Source organism: Candidatus Sphingomonas colombiensis, from assembly GCA_029202845.1.
In the GTDB taxonomy this organism is placed as follows: domain Bacteria; phylum Pseudomonadota; class Alphaproteobacteria; order Sphingomonadales; family Sphingomonadaceae; genus Sphingomonas; species Sphingomonas colombiensis.
Genome location: CP119315.1, coordinates 22,481 through 44,992, shown reverse-complemented (window position 1 = coordinate 44,992; position 22,512 = coordinate 22,481). Strand labels below are relative to the sequence as shown.

Genomic DNA, 22,512 nt, shown 5'->3' with positions numbered 1-22,512 from the left:
CGAGAATGAAGCGGTCGCCCGGCGAGCAGCGAAAAGCGCCCATGCGAGGGTTTCGCATGGGCGCTTGCGGATCATCCGATCGGAAGTTTGGAACAGGCGGTTACTTGCACGCCTTCTTGTTGGCGTTGCCTGCCTTCGAGCAATTGTAAGTGACGGTCTTGCCGGTCGAGGTCTTGGTGGTGACCATGCGGCCCGCTGGCGTCGAAGTTGCCTTGCGGGTGACATGCGTCGTCTTGGCGGCCATCATGTTGCTGCTTGCCATCGCCGGCTTGGTGACGGTGGTGGTCTTGGTCGCAACCGTGGTGTGCGCGGCCGTGGTCGCCTTCGCGGCCGGGGCCTGTGCATAGGCCATTCCGCCAGAGGCGAGCGCGGCGGCGGAAATGGCGGCGAGGATCGCGGACTTCATCATTGCATCACTCCGTTTAGAACGACGTCTGTCGGCGTCGGAGGTTGTAATGCACGAGAAAGGATCGCGGGCTCGTGACGTGAAGATTAAATATCCGTCAGGGAGTGATTTCCGTGCCATCCCACGAGAATAACCGCCCGCTGTCTTTTGGCGTGAAGCCGTCGATAACATCCAGTAACTGCACTGCAGCACGCCCCGGCGCGAACAGATCGCGGCCGGATTGCTGGAAGGGCTTCGACAACTTCGTGTCGACGGTGCCGGGATGCAGCGCCACCACGATCCCACGATCGTTGCGCCGTTTGTCCTCGATCGCGAGCGTGCGGATGAACTGGTTCAACGCGGCTTTCGACGCGCGATAGCCGTACCAGCCACCCAGCCGGTTGTCGCCGATGCTGCCGACGCGCGCCGAAAGCGCGGCGAATATGCTGCGGCCTGATCTGGGCATGATCGGCAGAAAATGCTTCGCGATCAGCGCCGGCCCGATCGTGTTGATCGCATATTGTCGAGCGAGCCATGCCGGATCGAGGTCGCTCAATGCCTTTTCCGGCCCGCGCTCGCTATCGTGCAAGATGCCGGTGGCGACGATCACCAGCTCCGGCGCGCCGGCCCGCGCGGCAGCGGCGGCGATGCTCGCCTCGTCCGTCAGATCGATTTCCGGGCGGGACAGGCGCAGGACCGTTTCGCCTTCCTCTTCCAGTGCTTCGGCCAGCGCGGCGCCAATGCCACCCGACGCCCCGATGATGACCGCGCTCATTGCCGGGCGAACGTCCAGCGATCACCGTCGCTGGCCTGGGTGTCAAAGGCGTAGCCATCGCTGTCGAACCCGCGCATCGCATCGGCGTCCGTGATGCGATGCTCCGCCATCCAGCGTGCCATCATGCCGCGTGCCTTCTTGGCGTGGAAGCTGATGAAGCGGCCGTCAGTCTCTCGAAAGTCGACGGCGATGACGCGGATATCGCGCGGCAGCAGCCCATCCACCGCTGCCCAATATTCTTGGCTGGCGAGGTTGAGCACCACACCCGAACCCTCTTCGGCGACATCGTCCGCCAGTGTATCGGCGATACGCTTGCCCCACCAGTCGGTCAGTTTCTTGCGGCGGGGAGCCCAGCGGGTGCCCATCTCCAGCCGATAGGGGCGCATCCGATCGAGCGGACGCAACAGGCCATACAGACCGGAGAGCATGCGCAGATGATCCTGCGCGAAATCGAGCGCGGCCTCATCCAGCGTCGCCGCCTCCAGCCCGGTATACACGTCCCCGGCAAAGGCGCGGATCGCCGCGCGTTCCGGCAAATCGTCGAAAGTGCGGAAACGCTCGGCGTTCAGCGCGGCGAGCTTGTCGGAAATGTGCATCAGCTCGCCAAGCCGCTTCCGCGACATCTTCGCGGCCGCCTTCGCCAGTACCGCCGCCTCGCTCGCGAAGCGTGGTTCGCTGGTTTTCAAGGCGGGGAGGGGAGACTGATAGTCCAATGTCTTGGCGGGCGAAATCACGGCGATCATGGTAGTTGGGCCTATCGGGGGAACCCGATCCGTTCAATCCATGTTCAGTGGAATGCGGTCAGGGCCGTCGGGTTTCTTGAACCTGCAGGGGCAGGAAGGTAGAGCGGCGCAGAGGCGCCCGCGGCGCCTTCCAGAATGGAGAGAATAACGCGATGAAGAGCATGTACCGGGCCGCGATCGCCGCCGCCCTCCTAACCGGCGTTGGCAGCATCGCGCTCGTGACGCCGGCATCCGCCAAGGAAAAGAAGGCGGAGGAGCCCAAGGCTGCGCCGCTGAAACTCAGCAAGGACGTCCAGCCGATCGCGGCAAAGGCGCAGGCCGCGCTGCAGGCGAAGGATTACGCCACTGCCGAGCCGCTGGTGCAGCAGGTTTTGGCGGGCGCGAAGAGCGATGACGACAAATACATCGCCTCGGTGTTCCAGCTTCAGCTCGCAGTCGGCAAGGCGCCGAACGGTCAGATCGATGACAATCAGATCAAGGGCCCGCTCGACGCGCTGATCGCCAATCCGCGTACGCCGCAGACCGATCAGGCGCGCTTCAACTATCAGCGCGGCATCATCGCCGCCAACGCGAAGCAGCCGCAGGAGGCGCTGACCTTCTTCCAGCGCGCTCAGCAGCTCGGCTACACCGATCCCAACCTTCCGTTGCAGATGGTGAAGATCAAGATGGAGGCTGGCGATATCGCCGGTGGTTCGGCCGATCTCGAAAAGGCGATGGCCGCGCAGATCGCCGCGGGCCAGAAGCCTGATGAGCAGCTCTATCGCTATGCGATGGCCAAGACGCTGCAAAAGCGGATGATTCCGGATTCGATCGGCTGGATGAAGCGTTACATCACCGTCTATCCGACGGCGAAGAACTGGCGCGACATCGTGTTCGTCTATGGCATCCAGCAGGGTAGCGCGGTCACGCTCGATAAGGCGCAGAAGGTCGATCTGTTCCGCCTGTTGCGCGCGAAGAAGGCGATGGCGGATCAGTTCGATTACGAGATCTACGCGCAATATGCGATCGATCTGGGCCTGCCGAACGAGGGCAAGGCAGTGATCGACGAGGGCCGTGCAGCGGGCAAGCTGCCGGCGGATTCGGTTACTGCGAACGATCTGTATCGCGTCGCCAAGCAGTCGATCGCCAACGAAGGTTCGCTTGATCCGCTCGATGCGAAGGCCAAAGCTGCCGCCAACGGCAAGCTCGCGGCCGGCACGGCGGACGCGCATCTTGGCGCGGGCAATTATGCCAAGGCGATCGAGCTCTATAAGGTGGCGCTGCAGAAGGGCGGCGTCGATGCGGATGCGGTCAACACGCATCTTGGTATCGCGCTTGCCAATTCGGGCGACGCCGCCGGTGCCAAGGCCGCGTTCGAGCTGGTGAAGGGCGCTCCGCGTGCCGACATCGCCTCGTTCTGGCTGACCGCACTGGCGACGCCGACTGCCTGATCTTTCTCGTCAGCGCATAACGAAAAGGGCGGCCGATCAGGCCGCCCTTTTTTGTATCCGGCTTCGATCGCCGGTTATTCGAGGATCGGCACGCCCGAGGCCGCTTTCGCGCTGCGAATCGTCAGCGACGATTTGACGCTGGTCACGTTGGGAGCCGTGGTGAGGTGGGTCGTCAGAAAGCGCTGAAAGCTCTCAAGATCGGTCGCGACGATCTTCAGCACGAAATCGATCTCACCATTCAGCATATGGCATTCGCGCACCTCAGGGAGGGCCGCGACATGCGTTTCAAAGGCGGTGAGATCCGCTTCCGCCTGGCTCCTCAAGCTCACCATCGCGAAGACGGTGATCGGGAACCCCAATTGCGCGGAATCACATTCGGCGTGATAGCCGCGGATCACCCCGGCCTGCTCCAACGCGCGAACGCGCCGCAGGCACGGCGGCGCGGTGAGACCGACGCGATCGGCCAACTCAACGTTGGTCATGCGTCCGTCTTCCTGAAGATATGCCAGAATCTGCCTGTCGATCCGGTCGAGCACTTCTTTCTCCGGCTATCGCCACGCACATTCATGGCGATTTGGTTGACGTATCCATAGGAAAATTGCGCGCAAACGCAATTGTCCCACATTGCTACGTGCCAAAATCCGAGGTTTCACCCGGGCCGGATGAGGATTAATCAGATGGTTTCCAGCCGCGAATACGCTCGCGTGCCGGATAGGATGATACCCTTGCGATTCGACGATAGCCTGAAAACCGTTCTTGCCGCTGATGCGTCCACCTCGTTTGGCGCGCAGGCCGCTTTTCGGCAGATCGCAGACCTGCTCGCGCGCGGACGAATCGAGGAAACGCCCGAAGTGCTCGATCGCCTGCGTGAATTGCGGGAACGCGTGCCGGTGCCAACCCGCGCGGCAACGGCCCGTTCGCTCGCACTGGCAGCCCCCTCGGCAGGGCTGGTCGCGGTTTTTGCCGAGGACGAGCAGTCCGTCGCGGCGCCCGTGTTGCGCGCGGTGCGGCTTGAAGATGCCGAATGGCGCGCGCTGCTGCCCACGCTTGGCCCGACGGGCCGCGCCGTGTTGCGCCATCGCAATGACCTTGGCCCGCACGTCGATCGCGCGCTCGAAAGCTTCGGTGCGGCGGATTTTGCGCTCGGTTATGACGCGGGGCAGCGCACGGCGGAGCACGAGCCGGCGTCAGTGCTGATATCGGAGGCGTCGATCGAGTCGCCGGCGATTGCACTCGCGTCGGATTCACCCCTCGATGTGCTCGAACTCGAGCCGGCGGCTGCGCCGGGTGGCGGATTCGAGATCGCGGCGCTGGTCGACCGGATCGCGGCATTCCGCGAGTTGCACCGCGATCAGCCGCTGGGTGCACGGGTGGCTTCCGATGAAGAGTCGGAAACGAACGTCGACCGTTTCAGCTTCGAAAGCGATTCGGCTGGCGTGATTCGCTGGGTCGATGCGGCGCCGCGCGCAGCAGTGATCGGAATAGGCTTTCTTCTGCCCGGCGCGGACGGGCAACCGCAGGTCGATGGCGTGGCGAGCGGGGCGTTCCGTCACCGCACCGCGTTCAACGACGCGCGGCTCACCATCGGCGGCCGCTCTGCGTTGGCGGGCGAATGGCGCATTTCCGGCGTGCCGATGTTCGACAGCGCGAGTGGTCGCTTCGTCGGCTTCCGTGGCGCGGCACGGCGCCCCCGCGTCGACGAAGGGGCGATCGGCCGTCGCGCGGCGGATTCCGGCGGCATCGAGGGGTTGCGGCGGCTGGTGCATGAATTGCGCACGCCTACTAATGCCATTGCCGGCTTTTCGGAACTGATCGAAACGGCGATGCTCGGCCCGGTTCCCGAGGTTTATCGCGCCCGCGCCGCGACGATTCGCGGCCATGCCGGTGATCTGGTCGCGGCGATCGAGGACCTTGAGCTTGCCGCGCGGATCGAAGGGGACGCGCTGGAGCTGCACGACGATACGGTCGTCCTCGCACCGCTGCTGGCGCGGACGCTGGAGGATCTCGCTCCATTAGTGCGGTTGCGCGGTTGCATCGTCGAGCTTGCGACCGTCGCGCCGTCGATCGTGCTCACCTGCGACGAGCGGATCGCGGAGCGCCTGATCGGTCGCCTGATCGCGGCGCTCGTCGCCAGCGCAGGCGTGGGCGAAAAGCTGGCGATTAAGGTGCGTGGCGAGGAAGCGCAGGTCGCGATCGATATCACCCGGCCGAACGCGCTTGCCGCCGTGCCCGAAACGACGCTGCTCACGCTCGATGCGGAGCGCGAGGTGGAGATGCCGGGCGCGCCGTTGCTCGGCACGGGCTTCGCTATCCGGCTGGCGCGCAACCTTGCTGCCGAATTGAACGGCGCACTGATCATCGAGGCCGATCGCTTGACTCTTCGCCTGCCGACTGAATTGATCGGCGACATGGGGCAGGCCTCGACAAACTGACAAAGGTGGCGGCGCCCGCGATCGTTCCGCGTCGCTGGCGCGTGCCGCGCGCGGATCGCGCTGCCATCGTTCGCTGGCCGGCGGATTTCGCGCCGCGCTATACGATATTCGTCGATACCGAGGAGGAGTTCGACTGGTCCGCGCCCTTCGCTCGCGAGGGGCATGGTATAACCGCGCTTGCCGCGCTGCCCGAGGCGCACCGGCGGCTTTCGGCGCTGGGCGCGGCGTTGACCTTTTTCATCGACTATCCGGTGGTGAGCGATCCACATGCCGTCGATATGCTGCGCGATCTGCTGGCCAGCGATCCTCGCGCGGCGATCGGGGCGCAGCTTCATCCATGGGTCAATCCACCCTTCGACGAGCCATTGTCGCGTGCCGCATCCTTCGCGGGAAATCTCCCGATCGAAATGCTGGAGGAGAAGGTAGTTCGCCTGAGCGATGCGATCGCCGCTGCTTTCGGCACACGCCCGATCGCGTTTCGGGCCGGGCGCTACGGCATCGCACCCGAGATGTTCGCGCTGCTCGCGCGTCATGGCTATCGGCTCGACAGTTCGGTGCGCCCCGGCTTCGATTATAGCGCGGAAGGTGGCCCGGATTTCATTGCGGCCACGACCGATGCATGGCGCGAGGCCGGGCTGGTCGAGTTGCCCTTGTCGACGATCTTCACCGGCGCGCTGAGGCGGGCGGGCGCCGGGCTTCACGCGCGGCTTGGTGGAATCCCGCACGCGCGCAGCGTGTTCGCGCGCGCCGGGCTGTTCTCGCGCGTGCCGCTGACGCCGGAGGGCGTGCCGGTAGCAGAAGCGCTCGAAGCAATTGCGGTCGCGCTGGGGGAGGGGGCGAGCCTGCTCAACTTCGCCTTCCACTCCCCGTCTTTAGTCCCGGGCAACACGCCCTATGTCCGCGACGTTGCCGATCTCGCGCGCTTCTGGCGCTGGTGGGATGTCGTGCTCGAAGAGCTGGAGCGACGCGGGGTGCGGTCCGCGTCGCTCGCGGAGCTTCTTGCGGCGGCTGGGTGAGCGATCAGGCCGCGCGGCTCGCTCCGGGCTCCACTTCAGCCGGATCGAGGATCTGATCGTATGACGGGATGATGAGCGGTGCGGGTAGCTCTTGCGGGCGACCAAGCAGGAAGCCCTGCGCCTCGTCGCAACCCTCGCGCCGCAATACGACGAGCTGGCGTTCGGTTTCGATCCCCTCTGCGAGAACGGGGATCGCCAGGCTCTTGCCGAGTGCGAGCACCGCGCGGACGATCGCCACCGCTTGCGGGCTTTCCTCCAGCTCGGATACGAACAGTCGATCGAGCTTGATCTTGTCGAACGGAAAGGCGCGCAGCGTCTCCAGCGACGAATATCCCGTCCCGAAATCATCGAGTGCGACGCCGACGCCCAGTGCCTTGATTTGCCGCAGGACATGCAGCGCGTGTTCCCGGTTCGCGATGATCGCGGATTCGGTAAGCTCGATCTCCAGGCGGCGCGGGGGCATGCCGGTGTCGATCATGATCTGGTGGAACAGCCGCGGCAGATCGGCATGGGCGAGCTGGACGGGCGAGACGTTCACCGCGACCTTCGCCTCATTTTCCCACGTCATCGCGTCCGTGCAGGCGCGGCGCATCACCCATTCGCCCAGCGCCAGAATCAGCCCGTTTTCCTCCGCGATGGGAATGAAGACCATGGGCGAGATCGCGCCGCGCGTAGGATGCGTCCAGCGGACCAGCGCTTCATAGCCAGTCACCGCATGCGTCGCGATCGATGCTTGCGGCTGATAATGCACCGCGAGGTGATTTCCCTCGATCGCGATACGCAAATCGTTTGCCAGTTCGCGCCGGTCGCGGATCGCCTCGTCGAGCGGCGCGTCGTAGAAGCACGGGGCCGGGGCCCCGCTGGTCTTGGCGCGATACATTGCCAGATCGGCGTTATTGGATAGCGTTTCGGCATCCGTCGCGTCGGTCGGGTAAGTCGCGATACCGATGCTGGCGCCGACGCGGGCGGTGAAATTGTCGATGGCGAGCGGCTCTTCGATAATCGCTTTGATGCGATCGGCGATCGCGCCCAGTTCGGTCGCGTGTTCGAAGCGGACGATCGCGACGAATTCGTCACCGCCAAGCCGCGCGATCATCTCGTCCCGCACCATCAGTTCGCGCATGCGCGTCGCCAGCGTGATCAGCACGCTGTCTCCGGCCTTGTGGCCGTGAACGTCGTTGATCTCCTTGAACCGATCGAGATCGATCGCGATCACCGCGATCTGGCCCCGGTTCGCTTTCGCAGTGGCAATCTGGCGAGACAGCTCGCTTTGGGCACTAAGCCGGTTGGGCAGGCCGGTCAGCGCGTCGTTCATCGCCATATGGTGCAGACGCTGGATCGCGTCCGATCGCGTCCAGCGGTCGATCAGTGCCGCGAACACCCCGGCACCAATCACCAGCAAGCCAAGCAGAGCAGTCGCGAGGCCCAGCGCCTGTCCGTCTTGCGGATCGAGCGCGGACGAACTGAGGCGAAGCGGGGTAATACGAAGCGCGGTCATCGCGGTGAAATGCAGCGCGGCGATTCCAGCGACCAGCAGCGCGGTTCCGACGGTGGGACGAAATGTACCGAGACGCTTGTCGGTCAGCACGACAAGCGCCGCAGCCGAGAAGACGACCGAGCTGATCACGGCTGCGATGACGTAGCCTGTGCGCCATTCGATGATGCCATCGACCCGGTATGCCGCCATGCCGATGAAGTGCATCATCGCGATAACCAGCCCGACAAGCGCGCCGCCCACCGCCGCATTTACGATGCTTCGGCGCCAGACGGCGATCAAAAATCCGACGCCGCTGCCACCGATCGCGGCGATCAGCGAGAAGATCGTGAGTACTGGATCGAGTTTAACCGGTACGCCGGCACGGAAGGCGAGCATCGCCACAAAATGGGTGCACCATATCGTCGCGCCTGCGCCGACCGAGGTTAGAAACAGCCATCCGATGCGCTGTATCCCGGTGGTTGCTGCCATACGGCCGAGCATCTGAACGATCGCGAATGCGCCCGCGCAGCAAACGGCAACGGCGAGCAAAACCAGCCACGGATCGTGATCCCGCGCGACGCACAGAACGATCTCAAACATTAACTGCCCCCAACAATGCACAGGCGACATGCGAAATGTCACGTCATTGAGCAGCGCTGTCGCACACCATCCTTACCAACCTATGAAATGTGTCGACAACTATCGGAGAAGCGGTGTTTTTCATTGCGGAGAAGCAACGATCTCAAAAACCATCTCGCCTCATGAATCGCAGCCGCACGATGCGCCGCCGCGCATGGCAGGGTGCACCTGCCTCCACGGTTTCGTTAAGTTTGAGCGCGGCGTGACGTAACCCGCTATCTGGCCGATGTCCTCTTCTCGCCGGGCCGATATTTTGTTTCGACATGCCCGTTGAGCTCGTCCGGATAGAAATAGACCGGGCGCAAATTGCCGTCGGCATAGGGGTGGATCTGGTCGGCAAAGTGCGGCGACCGGGTATCGCCGCTCTGGCCGCCGGCCATCACCGCCACCGCCTTCACGCGTGGGCCGAATTCGACGATCGCGACGAAGCTGTTGCCGCTGGTGCCGTAATAACGCTTCGTTCCCGGCCATGTCTTCGCGCCGAAGGAGGCGAGGCTGCCCCATTGTGCGGAGGTGAACGGAACGCCGACGGAGGGCGAAGCATCATCGAAATGAGGATGGATCGCGTCGTCGAGTCGCTGGAAGCGGTTGATTTCACCCCATTGTACGCGCCAGTCCCCGAAATCGCGCTTGAGCCGGGTGACCGCCGCTGCGAGTGCATCGAGCTTCGTCGAGGGCGGCACCTTCGCCGCGATATAATCGGGCACGTTCATTCGCTCGGCTTGTGCGAAGCTGCCGACCTCGCGCCACAGATGGTCGCCCCAGAACACCGCAAGGCTCGTCGCGGTCGAAGCGGTACCCCAGCGATTATCCCAGCCGCGCAGCAAGGCGATCGGCTCGGCCAGGGTGGCGCGGCGCGGATCGGACGCGGGCAGCGCTTCCCACGCCGTGACCAGTTGCGGGATCAACCTGGCGAAGGCGGGCAGGTAACTGTCGAACGCAGCCACGCGCAGCTTTTCGGGCGTCCAGCCGCTCTTGCCGGTCAACAGCAGATCGGCGTGAACACCGCGCGCGTTGCCGCCAGTCTGATCGATATAGCGCGGAAAATCAGTCGCTTTCGGACTGTCCGCGCCGGCGGCGCTCCATGGCCAGTCGTTGGTGTTCTTCACCCAACCAGTGCCGGGGTTGAGCACATTGGGCAGGCTTGGCAGCGCGTGCAGCCCTTTCCAGTCGGTCGCGGGATCGCTGCCGTCGACCGGGCGCGTGTAATCGAAGCGATTATCGCGCAGTGGCATGAACTGCGGCATCAGGAACGCGATCTCGCCCTTGCTGTCCGCGAACAATGTGTCGTTCGACGAATTGGCCTTGCGCTCGGCGATCTGCATGAAGCTGGCGAGATCAGTCGCCTTGGTGCGCAGGAAACTCTGTTCGAGCGCGGGCACCGGCTTCCACATCAGCGCGGTTGCGATCCACCGTCCGGCGCGCGCGGCGACGATCGGGCCGTGATGCGTGCGATAGGTGGTGAAGGTGCGCTCGCCCATCGAGCCATCGGCGCGGCGATAGCGCAGCGTCACCTGCGCGGTGGTTACCGGGCGCCGCGGACGGCCGGCGCCATAAGCATAGGAATATTTGTCGCCGGTCTTGCGCACACTTTCCGCGAACTCGTCGATATTGTCGACGGTGGACGAGGTGTGCATCCATCCGGCTTTGGCGTTGAACCCCTGATAGACGAAGAACTGCCCCCAGGTGCTGGCGCCGTAAGCGTTCAGCCCGGTGTCGCTCGAAACCTGCGCTTCGGATCGGAAATAGAAGCTGGTGTGCGGGTTGATCAGCAGCAGCGCATGGCCGTTCGCGGTGATTTTCGGTGCGATGGCAATGCCGTTCGATCCCGAAGGCTCGCGCGGCACGCTGCCGGTTTCCTCCGGCGTCGGCGGGGTCGGATTGCCGTAGAACGTCTTGAGTTCACTCAACGAGATACTCTCGATGTCGCCGCCGATGCTGCCTTCGGTGAAGCTCAGCGCCATCCATGGCTCGAACCGCTTGAGCACCTTGGGCTGCACCTCGGGATGGGTGGCGAGATAGTAATTCAGGCCATCCGCCCAGGCGTTCATGAGCTGGCGTAACCACGCGGGGCTCGCGGCATATTGGCGCTGAAGCTCCGCCGGATCGACGAACAGCCGTTGTCGCAGATCGGCCCAGATCGCTTCCTCGCCATCGGCCTCCGCGCTGCGGCCGAGCGCGGTCAGGTAATTCGCCTCAACCCGCGAGAAATCGTCTTCGGCCTGAGCATACATCATGCCGAACACCGCATCGGCATCGCTCGTCCCGTGGATATGCGGGATGCCCCAATCGTCGCGCGTGATCGTCACCCGCGCCGCCTGTACCTGCCAGCGCGCCATGCCTGAATCGACCGGAGCGGGCGCGCCGGTGAGGAAGGCGGTGGAGAGCAGCAGCGGGGCTAGGAGCGACGAACGAAGGCTTATATCCATGCGCGGGAACGTAACGAAATAACTGGGGGAAGACTATGCGCTGGATCGCATTGATGATGACGGCGCTATTGGGATCGGCCAGCGTGCAGGCGGCGGACCCAGCACCACGCAAGGTTATACTGCTCAAGCCCGATGCGGTGTTCGACCCGATTGGCGCGAAGCGCCACCCCGGCTGGCAGGTGCTGGTCGATGGTGAGAAGATTGTCGCGGTTGGCCCGGATCTAGCCGCGCCGGCCGGCGCGACTGTGCTGGCGTTGCCGGGCGATACGCTGATGCCGGGGATGATCGAAGGGCACGGCCATCTGTTTCTCCACCCTTATAACCAGACGAGCTGGGACGATCAGGTGCTTCACGAGCCATTGGCGCTGCGCACAGCGCGCGCCGTGGTGCAGGCGCGTGCGACGTTGCTGGCGGGTTTCACCAGCGAGCGGGATCTCGGCACGGAGGGCGCGGGCTATGCCGATGTCGGGGTGAAGCAGGCGATCGATCAGGGGATGATCCCGGGGCCGCGACTGTCGGTTGCGACCCGCGCGATCGTTGCGCTCGGCGCTTATGGTCCAAAAGGGTTCGAGCCCGGCGTCGCGATCCCGCAGGGGGCGGAGGAAGCATCGGGCGCCGATCAGATCGTGGCCGAGGTACGGCGGCAGATCGCGGGCGGCGCGGACTGGATCAAGCTCTATGCCGATTATCGCTGGCGTCCGGGCGAGGACAGCCGCGCGACATTAAGCGCGGAGGAGATCAGGGCAGCGGTGGCGGCGGCGCATGATGCCGGTCGTCCCGTGGCAGTTCACGCGGCGACGGCCGAAGGGATGCGCCGCTCGATCGCGGCCGGCGTCGATACGATCGAACATGGTTATGGCGGCTCGGCGGAAATCTTCGCGGCCATGGCGGCTAAGGGCGTCGCTTTTTGTCCAACGCTCGCGGCTTCGGATTCGGTTGCGCGCTATCGGGGCTGGAACGGGGCCGAGCCAGCACCGGAAAGTGTGAAGCTCAGCCGCGATGCCTTCCGGCTCGCGCTAAAGGCGGGCGTCCGCATGTGCATGGGCGGTGACGTGGGGGTTTACGCGCATGGTGAGAATGCGCGCGAGATGGAGTTGATGGTCGCCAACGGCATGACGCCGGCGCAGGTGCTGACCGCCGCGACATGGGGCAATGCGCGCTGGTTCGGGTTGGACACCAAACTGGGTGCGCTCAAGCCGGGGATGCTTGCTGACCTCGTTGCGGTGCGCGGCGATCCGACGGTGGATATCGGCGCGGTGCGCCAGGTAGAGATGGTGATGAAGGGCGGGATGGTGGTGCCGCTGCGTTAATGACCGGGTTGAGTTGGGTGGGGTACCGCTCAACTCGATACCGCATTGCACACGGGCAAGGCGCCGCCGATTCGAGCAATCGTTCTGAGGGAGGTGACCGGCGAGATGCGGTCGCGCTTGTCTGAAACGACCCGCAGCCAATGCGCTGAGCCATATAATGGTCGGGGAGAGAGGATTCGAACCTCCGGCCCCTGCCTCCCGAAGGCAGTGCTCTACCAGGCTGAGCTACTCCCCGACGGAGTAACCGATCTTGGGCCGTTTCGGGGGCCGATCGGTCGCTGGAGGCGCGCCTATAGCCAGCGGTTTCGTGGTGCGCAAGCGGTGTAATTACATCGGTGCACGTGCGGCGAGCATGGCATCGAGCGAGGTAAACTTCTCTCGTGGGGCACCGTCGCGGGCGTTGGCGATCTCGGCGCGCTCGATCCCCTGCCAGTCGCGGAAGGTGACGACATCCACGCTGCGCGCGGCCAGCAAGGAATCCAGCCCGGGCCGACCGGCCTTGGCGCTGTCGGGCCCGGTATCGGCGGCGATATGGTCCGCGATCATGAAGCCGTCCGGTCGGTTGGTGCCGATCGTGCCGGTGGGCCCGCGCCTTGCCCAACCGACCGCATAAAGGCCGGGGGCGATTCGCCCTTCCTCATTGGCGAACCGCCCGAGCTTTGCATCATAGGGAACGCCCTCGATCGGCGGCGTACGATAACCGATGCAGCTAACGACCAGCCCGGCGGGCACGGCATAGGTTTCGCCCGTACCCACCGCGCGGCCGCTTTCATCGAGCCTGGTGCGTTCGACGATTACGCGCTCCGCCTTTGTATCGCCTTCGATCGCTACCGGCATCGCGAAGAAATCGAAATTGATCGAGACTGCGGCGGTGGAGACGTTGTTGGCGAAGCCGCGCAGGTGCGTGACCGATTTGCGCAGTCCCGGCTCCAGCGCCGCGTCCGCTTCCACTGGCGGCAGATCGGCCGGATCGACCAGCGGTGTCGCGCGGGTGAGGTGGCCAAGCTCGCCCAGTTCCTTCGGTGTCATCGCGATTTCGTGGGGGCCGCGCCGGGCGAGAATCGTTACATCGCGGATGCCGTGCGGCTCGAGCGCGGACAGCGCATGGGCCGCGATGTCTGAGCCGGTGAATTCATCGCCGGTCTTAGCCAGAATGCGTGCGACGTCGAGCGCGACATTGCCCGCGCCGACGATAACTGCGCCCGAGCTGTCGAGCGGCGGCCCGAGATCGGCGAAATCGGGATGGCCGTTATACCACCCCACGAACGCCGCCGATCCGATCACGCCAGGCAGATCGTCGCCGGGGATGCCGAGCGGACGATCGTGCGGGGCGCCTGTCGCCAGCACCACCGCATCGTAGAGCTCCGTCAGCTCTGGGATCGAGACGTCGCGGCCGATCATGACATTGCCGACGAAGCGGACATTGTCGCTGAGCGCAGTCGCCTCATACCGCCGCGACACCGCCTTGATCGACTGGTGATCGGGCGCGACGCCGCTTCGGATCAGACCATAAGGCACGGGCATACGATCGATAATATCGACGCGAACGTCGTCGCCGAATGCCTTTTGGCAGGCTTCTGCGGTGTAATAGCCCGCAGGCCCCGAACCGATCACGGCGACGTGGCGCATATGGCGTCTCTCCTTGTGGTTAGATGATGCTAACCGCTTGGCGGGCGAGGGCAAGCTGCTTATCGACAGGGTGATGTCGATGCTCGAATCGGTCGCGACGGTGCTGGGGGTGGCGTGCGTTGCATTGGCGGCGCGGCGCAGCGTGTGGACGTTTCCCACTGCGATCGGATCGGTCGTGCTGATCGGCTTTGTCGTGTTCGAGGCGCGACTCTACAGCGACGCTTTGCTGCAGGCATTTTTCGTCGCGGCCAATTGTTATGGCTGGCTTAACTGGCTGCGCTCGCGGGAGCGGGCCGGCGAGGTGACGGTTGAGCGGATGAGCGGTGCCTCACGGGCGGCCTGGGCGATCGGCTGGGTGATCGCGACGATCGCGTGGGGCGCGGCCATGCACCTTTTCACCAACGCTTCCTATCCGTGGTGGGATGCGGCGATCGCCATCGCCAGCGTCGCCGGCCAGCTGCTGATGGCGCAGCGGCGGATCGAGAACTGGCTGATCTGGATCGCCGTGGACCTCGCATCGGTGCCGTTGTATCTGGCCAAAGGTTTGTATCTGTTTGCGGGGCTTTACGTGATCTATCTGGCGCTGGCCTGTTGGGGCCTGTTCGACTGGCGCCGCGCCGAGCATCGCCATCCGGCGGAGCCGCTTCCCGTATGACGCTGCGCACGATCTGCCTGCATGGCCCGGAGAGCACGGGCAAGTCGACGACCACCGTGCGGCTCGCGCGGCATTTCGGCACCCCGGTGGTCGCCGAATTCGGCCGCACCTATTGCGAGCGTTATGGTGTGGATCTCACCATGTCCGATCTGGTGATGATCGCGCATACGCAGGATTTGCAGGTGCGCGCGGCATGCGATGCCGGGCGTTTCCCGGTGATCGTCGATACCGATGCATTGATGAGCGCGGTGTGGGCGGACATGATGTTCGGTCGACGCGATCCATGGTTCGCGCGGTGGGACAATACCGCCGATCTCTATCTGTTGTTCGACATCGATCTGCCATGGATCGAGGATGGCACGCGCATGTTCGGCACGGCGGCTGAACGACAGCGCTTCTTCGATCTGTCGAAGGCCGAACTCGATCGGCGCGGCGTGCGGTGGGAGATGGTGAGCGGATCGGGGGAGGCGCGTTATGAAAACGTGCTCGCCGCGCTCACGCGGGCAGGGATGGAATTGAGCCCGACGCGCGCCTGACGCGCCGGGCTCCAACTCGCTAAGGTTAGCGCGACGGCGCCAGCTTCGTGTTCAGCACCCAGCCGACATTGTCATTCTCGTCGGCGACTTCCCACCACAGGCCATTCTGCTTGCCGGTGGGATAGACGATCGCGCCCGGCGGGAGCGTGCGGATCGCCTTGGCGGTGGCGAGCGCGCTGGCACGCATCGCGACCGGGCCTTCGGTGGTGTAAGTCTTTTTCGGTGCAGCCTCGGCGGTGCCCTCCTGACCGGGCTGCACCAGGCCGAGTTCCGTCACCAGCTTCGAATAGGCCTGAATGAACGACAGCGTGACCATGCGGCCGATATCGGTGTTGTCGTAACCGCCGCCGACCGCCGCGATCCCACCGCCGAAGAAGCCGGTGCCGCCGCCGCCGCCGAACGACATGTCATTCTTCGCCGCATAGCCCTCGGCGGTCGCGATCGTTTCGGTGGTGCGGACGTTGGTGATCGACAGCACGGTATTCGCTTCAGACTTCTTGCTGCGCAGACCGCCGGCCAGCGCGCCGAAACGGCCGCCGATCAGGCCGCCGATGCCGGCTGCCGCACCGCCGCCGGAGACGTTCGAATTGGCGCCCTGAATTTCCGCGACCAACACATAATCGGCCGCCTTGATCTGGCCCTGGCCGACATTCGAGCGGCGCTGAAGACCCAGATCGTTGCCGATGTCACGCTCGCGCTGCGCGGCCTGAAGGCCACTGCCGCGATCGACGAGGTTGAAGCAGCCCGAACGCTGGACCAGCACCTTCAGCAGCTTCGACGGCGCCGCGAGGCTGTACTGGGTCCACGGCCGGGGATCATCGCCGTCGACGATTGACAGCGTGCCGAGCTTGCGGAAGCAGCGCGGCACGTCATTGGCGGTCTGCTCCTGCAGGCGCTGGCCGGACGAGGGCTTGGCAAGCTTCTGGGCGTTGGCCGATGACGCAACCAATGCGATCGCCGAGCCCGCGGCGACCAACGCAAATTTCCTCAACATCTCACACTCCCCGAGTAATGCCACCATTTGCGGTGCAAGCCAGAACGATGCGGCCCTTGTTGTTCACATCTTTGTTCTCATGCGCTTAACACCAGCGGAAACAAGTCGCCAGCGCGGCCTTTGACGCATGTCTCGCCGCCGCCTAGAGGCGCTTTCATCATGACCACGCCGCTTGACCGCATCCGCAACTTTTCGATCATCGCCCATATCGATCATGGCAAGTCGACGCTTGCCGATCGGTTGATCCAGCGCACCGGCGGCCTGACCGACCGGGAGATGTCCGCGCAGGTGCTCGATAACATGGATATCGAGAAGGAGCGCGGCATCACCATCAAGGCGCAGACCGTGCGGCTTGAGTGGAAAGGCCATGTTCTCAACCTGATGGACACGCCCGGCCACGTCGATTTCGCTTATGAAGTGTCGCGCAGCCTCGCGGCGTGCGAGGGCGCGCTGCTGGTGGTCGACGCGGCGCAAGGCGTGGAGGCGCAGACGCTCGCCAACGTCTATCAGTCGATCGAGCACGACCATGAGATCGTGCCGGTGATCAACAAGATCGATCTTCCCGCCGCCGAGCCGGAGAAGGTGCGGGCCGAGATCGAGGATGTCATCGGCCTCGATGCGTCGAACGCGATTCTCGCTTCCGCGAAATCCGGCATTGGCATCGAGGAGATTCTCGACGCGGTGGTGGAGCGCATTCCGGCGCCGAAGGGCGATGCCTCCGCGCCGCTGAAGGCGATGCTAGTCGATAGCTGGTATGATCCGTATCTGGGCGTCGTCATCCTCGTCCGTGTAATCGACGGCGTGCTGCGCAAGGGCCAGCAGGTGACGTTCATGCAGGCCGGAACGCAGCATCTGGTCGATCGCGTCGGCTGCTTCCGTCCCAAAATCGAACAATTGACCGATCTCGGGCCGGGCGAAATCGGCTTCATCACTGCGCAGATCAAGGATGTGGCGCAGGCCCGCGTCGGCGATACGCTGACCGACGCCAAGCGTCCGGCGACACAGGCACTCCCGGGTTTCAAGGAAGTGCAGCCGGTGGTGTTCTGCGGGTTGTTCCCGATCGACGCGAACGATTTCGAGAAACTGCGCGAATCGATCAGCAAGCTGCGGCTCAATGATGCGTCGTTCAGTTTCGAGATGGAAACCTCCGCCGCGCTCGGCTTTGGCTTCCGCTGCGGCTTCCTCGGGCTGCTGCATCTGGAGATCATTCAGGAGCGGCTGACGCGCGAATATGACCTCGATCTCATCACCACCGCGCCATCGGTGGTTTATCAGATCGAGCTGACCCATGACGGCGGCCATATCGAGCTGCACAATCCGGCCGACATGCCCGATCCGAACAAGATCGAGAGCATCGCCGAGCCGTGGATCGAGGCGACGATCTATTGCCCCGACGAATATCTCGGCTCGATCCTCAAGCTGTGCCAGGATCGGCGCGGCATCCAGAAGAACCTGACCTATGTCGCCGGGCGCGCGCAGGTGACGTATGAACTGCCGCTCAACGAAGTGGTTTTCGATTTCTACGATCGCCTGAAATCGATCAGTCGCGGCTACGCCAGCTTCGACTATCACCAGATCGGCTATCGCGATGGCGATCTCGTGAAGATGAGCATCCTCGTCAACAGCGAGCCGGTCGATGCGCTGAGCATGATCGTCCATCGCGGCACCGCGGAAACGCGCGGGCGCGGCATGTGTGAACGGCTCAAGGATCTGATCCCGCGCCACTTGTTCAAGATTCCGATTCAGGCGGCGATCGGTGGCAAGGTGATCGCGCGTGAGACGATCGCAGCGATGCGCAAGGACGTTACCGCGAAATGCTATGGCGGCGACATCAGCCGCAAGCGGAAGCTGCTGGACAAGCAGAAGGAAGGCAAGAAGCGGATGCGCGAATACGGCTCCGTGCAGATTCCGCAGGAAGCCTTTATCGCGGCGCTGCGCATGGGCGACGAGGGCTAAGGGCGACGCATCCGCCTCTGGCCAGCCCGAGGCGCGCGTTAGGGCAATTGTCGCCTCGCACTTGTTCCCGCGCCCACCGTGCCGCACAAACGATCGGAGCGGGGCGCTGTCGGCCCCGAAACTAATCCGGGGTGACGGATGAGACTGACGCGCCGCATCGTTCTTTTCGCGATCGCCGCGTTTGCGACGCCCGCGATCGCGCAGCCACGCGCGCCGCTCGTCCTGGCGGCGGCCTCGCTTCAGGAATCGATGAACGCTGTGGCTGATGAATGGGCGGGGGCAGGACATGCGCGGCCGGTGGTTTCCTTTGCGGCATCCTCGGCGCTGGCGCGGCAGGTAATTGCGGGCGCGCCGGCGGATCTGTTCGTGTCCGCCGATGAGGAATGGATGGATGCGCTTGGCTCTAAGGGGCTGCTTGCGCGCAATACTCGTGCCGATCTCGTCGGGAACCGGCTGGTGGTGGTCGAGCCAACGAAGGGGCGCACCCGGCTCACCGCGCGGACGCTCGGTACGACGCTCGCGCGTGGCCCGGTGGCGATGGCCGATCCCGCCGCTGTGCCGGCCGGAAAATATGGGCAGGCGGCGCTGGAGAAGCTCGGGGCGTGGAGCGCGGTCGCGCCGCATGTCGTGCGCGCAGAGAACGTCCGCGCGGCGCTGGCGCTGGTCGAGCGTGGTGCGGCGCCGTTCGGTATCGTCTACGAAACCGACGCGCGTGCCTCGAGCAAGGTGCGTGTCGCGGGCATATTTCCCGCATCGAGCCATGCGCCGATCCGCTACCCGATCGCGCGGCTTGCCGCATCGCGCACCGCGGAAGCGGAAGGGTTTCGCCGCTTTCTGCTTGGCGCACGCGGCCAAGCGATCTTCGCACGCTTCGGTTTCACGCGGCCCTGATGGCGGAGGGCGTCTGGCCGATCGTCACGCTATCGCTGCTGGTGGGCGGCGTGGGGACGCTGGCGGTGCTCCCGGTCGCGTTCGTGTTTGCGTGGCTCCTTGCACGCGGGCGTTTTCCGGGACGCACTTTGCTCGACGCGCTGATCCATCTGCCGCTGGTGGTGCCCCCCGTCGTGACCGGCTGGGTGCTGCTGCTCGCCTTTGCGCCTAATGGACCAATCGGCGCTCCGCTGCAGCATTGGTTCGGCGTGACGGTGTTGTTCCGCTGGACCGGCGCGGCGATCGCGGCGGCAGTGATGGCGTTGCCGCTCGCGGTGCGCGCGATCCGGCTGTCGCTGGAGGCGGTCGATCAGCGGCTGGAGGATGCGGCGCGGACGCTTGGCGCAGGCCGCTGGCGCACGTTCCGCACGATTACATTGCCGTTGTGCTGGCCGGGCGTGCTGGCCGGCGCGACGCTCGCTTTCGCCCGCGCGTTGGGCGAGTTCGGCGCGACGATCACCTTCGTCTCGAACGTGCCGGGCGAGACAGAGACATTGCCGCTCGCCATCTATGCCGCGCTCCAGCGGCCAGGCGGCGAGACGGCGGTGTGGCAGCTTGCGGCGATATCGGTGGCGATCAGCCTGATCGCGCTGCTCGCCTCAGAATGGCTGGCGCGTCGGGCAGGGCGAGGCGTGCATGTCCTTTGATATCGACGTGACGCTGCGACGGGGCGACGGGGTGGTGGGCGTCGCTTTCGCGGCGGAAGAGCGCGCGGTCGCGCTGGTAGGGCCATCAGGCGTCGGCAAGACCAGCGTGCTGGATATGATCGCCGGGTTGCTGCTCCCCGATCGCGGGCATGTCCGCGTCAATGGCCGCACGCTGGTTGATCGCGAAGCGCGGACGGAGGTTGCGCCGCATCGTCGTCGCGTGGGCTATGTCTTTCAGGACGGACGATTGTTTCCGCATCTCAGTGTGCGGCGCAATTTGCTTTATGGCGCTGTGGACGAGGTAAGGCTTCAGCCGATCGCGGAGTCGCTCGATATCGCGCATCTGCTGGATCGCTGGCCGCGTGCTTTGTCGGGTGGAGAGGCGCGACGCGTGGCGATCGGTCGCGCGTTGCTGTCAGATCCGGATTTCCTGTTGCTGGACGAGCCGCTGTCGTCGCTGGACGCGGCGCGGCGGGAAGAGGCGATGCGGCTGATCGAGCGAGTTCGCGATGAAACTGCGCTGCCGCTGCTACTCGTCACGCATGACGACGCGGAGGCGGAGCGGCTGTGCGATCGTGTCGTCAGGATGTAGCGGCTTGAGCATCGACGAAACTCTGGGAAGCGGATGCTCCTGAAATTGTTAAATTATAAGATATTGCATCATATTTAGCTCGCCCGTGGCGCCGGTTTCCGACGCTCCGCGCGCAAGGCGCCCATATCGGCGGCGATACGTTCCTCGCGTCGCAACGCCTCAATTTCGCCGAGACCGGGCAGTTCGGCATGCCGGGCGGCGGCGAGTGTTTGGGCTCGCTCGAAGCCTGCCTGCGCACGGGCGACCCGCGCGTCGAGTGCGGGGGCGCTGCTTTCTGGTGCCGCGCTCGGAAGGTCCATTCGTACGCGACGAGCGGACGCGTCGGCTAGTGCCGCCTCTGCCTGGGCGCGTGCGGCCTCAGTTTCTGCCTGCCGTCTGTCGAAGGCGGTGATCCCGGCCTCTACATCGATCCGCGCGGCGACGGCGCGTTCTGCCAGATCAGGGCGATCACGATCGAGAGCGTAGCGCGCCTGCTCGGTCAGGGTTGCGAGGCGTTCGTGGGAGGTCGCGCGGTCCTGCTCGATCGAGGCGAGGCGCTCCGTGGCCGCCCGGCGTTCGCGCTTAAGAGCGTCGATCGCGTGATCCATATCGCGGATCGCTTCCCGGACCAGCGCATCTCCGCTGAAACGTTCGGCTGCTTCAAGCGCGGCGTCCGCACTTGCGCTCACAAGGCGATAAGCGCGCGTAAGCATCGAGTCCGTCATATTTTCCCTCCCGGCCGCCGCGGGACGATAATACAGACCGGTCGAAAGAAAAGTTCAATCCTGCGATCATGCGGGTGCGAAACGAAAAAGGGCGGCCCGTTGCCGGACCGCCCCTTTGCGTGTCGTACAAGCCCCCGGAGGAGCCGCCCGAACCTTTAGCGCTTCGAGAACTGGAAGCTACGACGTGCCTTGGCACGGCCGTACTTCTTACGCTCCACGGTGCGGCTGTCGCGGGTCAGGAAGCCCGCGGCCTTCACCGGCGAACGCAGGACCGGCTCGAACTTGGTCAGCGCCTGGCTGATGCCATGCTTAACCGCGCCGGCCTGACCGGAGAGGCCGCCGCCCTTGACGGTGCAGATCACGTCATACTGACCTTCGCGCTCGGTGATGCCGAACACCTGGTTGATGACGAGACGCAGCGTCGGACGCGCGAAATAGATTTCCTGATCACGGCCGTTGATCGTGATCTTGCCCGAGCCCGGCTTCAGCCAGACGCGTGCGACGGCGTCCTTACGACGACCGGTCGCATAGGCGCGACCGTACTTGTCGAGTTCCTGGGCGCGGAGCGGCGCGCGCTGCACCGGCTCGTCGATCTGGCCGGCGAGATACGCTTCGGCCTTGTCTTCCGACACGGCGACGGCTTCCTCGCGCTGCTGGTTGAGCGCGGCGCCGAGGTCGGCGAGGGACTGGCGATTGTCAGACATTATGCGCCCACCTTGTTCTTGCGGTTCATGCCGGCGATGTCGAGCGGCTCCGGGTTCTGCGCCTCATGCGGGTGCTCGCTGCCGGCGAAGATGCGCAGGTTGCGCATCTGCTGGCGGCCGAGCGGGCCGCGCGGGATCATGCGCTCAACAGCCTTTTCGAGAACGCGCTCCGGGAAGCGACCTTCCAGCACCTTCTCGGCGGTGATGCCCTTGATGCCGCCGGCGTAACCGGTGTGCTTGTAATAGACCTTGTCCGCCAGCTTGTTGCCGGTGAAACGGATCTTGTCCGCGTTGATGACGATGACATTGTCACCGCAATCGACGTGCGGGGTGAAGCTCGTCTTGTGCTTGCCGCGCAGGACGTTGGCGATCACAACCGCCGCGCGACCGACCACCAGGCCGTCGGCATCGACGATATGCCACTTCTTTTCCACCTCATGCGGCTTGGCCGACTTGGTGGTCTTCATCAGCGCCTTCATGGCTGTTCGACCTCATCAAAACGAAAGGACGCCGCACCCGAGGGCGCAGC

21 protein-coding genes and 1 tRNA gene are annotated in these 22,512 nt (G+C 64.6%); 10 read left to right on the top strand and 12 right to left on the bottom strand.

What is annotated here, in order from left to right:
- Positions 1-100: 100 nt before the first annotated feature.
- The 3 genes from P0Y64_00235 to yaaA all read right to left on the bottom strand — a co-directional run bounded on the left by P0Y64_00235 (position 101) and on the right by yaaA (position 1,903).
- Complete coding sequence (locus tag P0Y64_00235) at positions 101-406, bottom strand: hypothetical protein (GenBank protein ID WEK43335.1); 306 nt, start codon at positions 404-406, stop codon at positions 101-103.
- Positions 407-503: 97 nt separating this feature from the next.
- The gene (locus tag P0Y64_00230) at positions 504-1,160 is read right to left on the bottom strand and encodes an SDR family NAD(P)-dependent oxidoreductase (protein WEK43334.1); all 657 of its coding nucleotides are present in this window, start codon (positions 1,158-1,160) and stop codon (positions 504-506) included.
- Entirely contained in the window at positions 1,157-1,903 is a 747-nt protein-coding gene (yaaA, locus tag P0Y64_00225; GenBank protein WEK43333.1) for a peroxide stress protein YaaA, read from the bottom strand. The genes P0Y64_00230 and yaaA overlap by 4 nt, the downstream gene beginning before the upstream one ends.
- A gap of 152 nt (positions 1,904-2,055) precedes the next feature.
- Here yaaA and P0Y64_00220 point away from each other — a divergent pair, with 152 nt between their 5' ends.
- Positions 2,056-3,333 (top strand): tetratricopeptide repeat protein, encoded by a 1,278-nt coding sequence (locus tag P0Y64_00220; protein ID WEK43332.1) that lies wholly within the window; start codon positions 2,056-2,058, stop codon positions 3,331-3,333.
- A gap of 74 nt (positions 3,334-3,407) precedes the next feature.
- Here the strand turns inward: P0Y64_00220 and P0Y64_00215 are convergent, their stop codons facing one another.
- Complete coding sequence (locus P0Y64_00215) at positions 3,408-3,815, bottom strand: Lrp/AsnC family transcriptional regulator (GenBank protein ID WEK43331.1); 408 nt, start codon at positions 3,813-3,815, stop codon at positions 3,408-3,410.
- A gap of 234 nt (positions 3,816-4,049) precedes the next feature.
- Here P0Y64_00215 and P0Y64_00210 point away from each other — a divergent pair, with 234 nt between their 5' ends.
- Positions 4,050-5,765: a sensor histidine kinase gene (locus tag P0Y64_00210; GenBank protein WEK43330.1), complete on the top strand. Its 1,716-nt coding sequence runs from the start codon at positions 4,050-4,052 to the stop codon at positions 5,763-5,765.
- 5 nt (positions 5,766-5,770) lie between these two features.
- Positions 5,771-6,781 (top strand): WalW protein, encoded by a 1,011-nt coding sequence (locus tag P0Y64_00205; GenBank protein WEK43329.1) that lies wholly within the window; start codon positions 5,771-5,773, stop codon positions 6,779-6,781.
- Positions 6,782-6,785: 4 nt separating this feature from the next.
- Here the strand turns inward: P0Y64_00205 and P0Y64_00200 are convergent, their stop codons facing one another.
- Both P0Y64_00200 and P0Y64_00195 read right to left on the bottom strand, forming a co-directional pair.
- Complete coding sequence (locus P0Y64_00200; protein ID WEK43328.1) at positions 6,786-8,858, bottom strand: EAL domain-containing protein; 2,073 nt, start codon at positions 8,856-8,858, stop codon at positions 6,786-6,788.
- Between the two features lie 254 nt (positions 8,859-9,112).
- The gene (locus P0Y64_00195; protein WEK44914.1) at positions 9,113-11,236 is read right to left on the bottom strand and encodes a penicillin acylase family protein; all 2,124 of its coding nucleotides are present in this window, start codon (positions 11,234-11,236) and stop codon (positions 9,113-9,115) included.
- A gap of 125 nt (positions 11,237-11,361) precedes the next feature.
- On the opposite strand from P0Y64_00195, the gene P0Y64_00190 reads away from it, so the two are divergent.
- On the top strand, positions 11,362-12,636 hold the full coding sequence (locus P0Y64_00190; GenBank protein WEK43327.1) for an amidohydrolase family protein: 1,275 nt from the start codon (positions 11,362-11,364) through the stop codon (positions 12,634-12,636).
- A gap of 158 nt (positions 12,637-12,794) precedes the next feature.
- Here the strand turns inward: P0Y64_00190 and P0Y64_00185 are convergent.
- Both P0Y64_00185 and P0Y64_00180 read right to left on the bottom strand, forming a co-directional pair.
- Positions 12,795-12,871 (bottom strand) — tRNA-Pro (locus P0Y64_00185).
- 92 nt (positions 12,872-12,963) lie between these two features.
- Positions 12,964-14,265, bottom strand: a complete 1,302-nt coding sequence (locus tag P0Y64_00180; GenBank protein WEK43326.1) for an FAD-dependent oxidoreductase — start codon at positions 14,263-14,265, stop codon at positions 12,964-12,966.
- 37 nt (positions 14,266-14,302) lie between these two features.
- Between P0Y64_00180 and pnuC the strand changes: the two genes are divergently transcribed.
- A complete protein-coding gene (gene pnuC / locus P0Y64_00175; protein WEK43325.1) occupies positions 14,303-14,920 on the top strand; it encodes a nicotinamide riboside transporter PnuC in 618 nt (205 codons plus the stop codon).
- Entirely contained in the window at positions 14,917-15,456 is a 540-nt protein-coding gene (locus tag P0Y64_00170; protein WEK43324.1) for an ATP-binding protein, read from the top strand. The genes pnuC and P0Y64_00170 overlap by 4 nt, the downstream gene beginning before the upstream one ends.
- A gap of 25 nt (positions 15,457-15,481) precedes the next feature.
- On the opposite strand, the gene P0Y64_00165 is transcribed toward P0Y64_00170, so the two are convergent.
- On the bottom strand, positions 15,482-16,450 hold the full coding sequence (locus P0Y64_00165; protein ID WEK43323.1) for a CsgG/HfaB family protein: 969 nt from the start codon (positions 16,448-16,450) through the stop codon (positions 15,482-15,484).
- A gap of 159 nt (positions 16,451-16,609) precedes the next feature.
- Between P0Y64_00165 and lepA the strand changes: the two genes are divergently transcribed.
- The 4 genes from lepA (at position 16,610) to P0Y64_00145 (ending at position 20,575) form a co-directional block, all read left to right on the top strand.
- Positions 16,610-18,406, top strand: coding sequence for a translation elongation factor 4 (lepA, locus tag P0Y64_00160; GenBank protein ID WEK44913.1), 1,797 nt, complete (start codon positions 16,610-16,612; stop codon positions 18,404-18,406).
- Between the two features lie 138 nt (positions 18,407-18,544).
- Complete coding sequence (gene modA / locus P0Y64_00155) at positions 18,545-19,297, top strand: molybdate ABC transporter substrate-binding protein (protein WEK43322.1); 753 nt, start codon at positions 18,545-18,547, stop codon at positions 19,295-19,297.
- On the top strand, positions 19,297-19,983 hold the full coding sequence (gene modB, locus P0Y64_00150; protein WEK43321.1) for a molybdate ABC transporter permease subunit: 687 nt from the start codon (positions 19,297-19,299) through the stop codon (positions 19,981-19,983). Before modA ends, modB begins: the two co-directional genes overlap by 1 nt.
- Positions 19,973-20,575, top strand: a complete 603-nt coding sequence (locus P0Y64_00145) for an ATP-binding cassette domain-containing protein (protein WEK43320.1) — start codon at positions 19,973-19,975, stop codon at positions 20,573-20,575. The genes modB and P0Y64_00145 overlap by 11 nt, the downstream gene beginning before the upstream one ends.
- A gap of 74 nt (positions 20,576-20,649) precedes the next feature.
- Here the strand turns inward: P0Y64_00145 and P0Y64_00140 are convergent, their stop codons facing one another.
- The 3 genes from P0Y64_00140 to rplM all read right to left on the bottom strand — a co-directional run bounded on the left by P0Y64_00140 (position 20,650) and on the right by rplM (position 22,462).
- A complete protein-coding gene (locus P0Y64_00140) occupies positions 20,650-21,267 on the bottom strand; it encodes a PspA/IM30 family protein (GenBank protein ID WEK44912.1) in 618 nt (205 codons plus the stop codon).
- 167 nt (positions 21,268-21,434) lie between these two features.
- Positions 21,435-21,983 carry a 30S ribosomal protein S9 gene (gene rpsI / locus P0Y64_00135; GenBank protein ID WEK43319.1) on the bottom strand — a complete coding sequence of 183 codons (549 nt, stop codon included), beginning with the start codon at positions 21,981-21,983 and terminating at the stop codon, positions 21,435-21,437.
- Positions 21,983-22,462, bottom strand: coding sequence for a 50S ribosomal protein L13 (gene rplM, locus P0Y64_00130; GenBank protein WEK43318.1), 480 nt, complete (start codon positions 22,460-22,462; stop codon positions 21,983-21,985). Before rplM ends, rpsI begins: the two co-directional genes overlap by 1 nt.
- Positions 22,463-22,512: the final 50 nt, after the last annotated feature.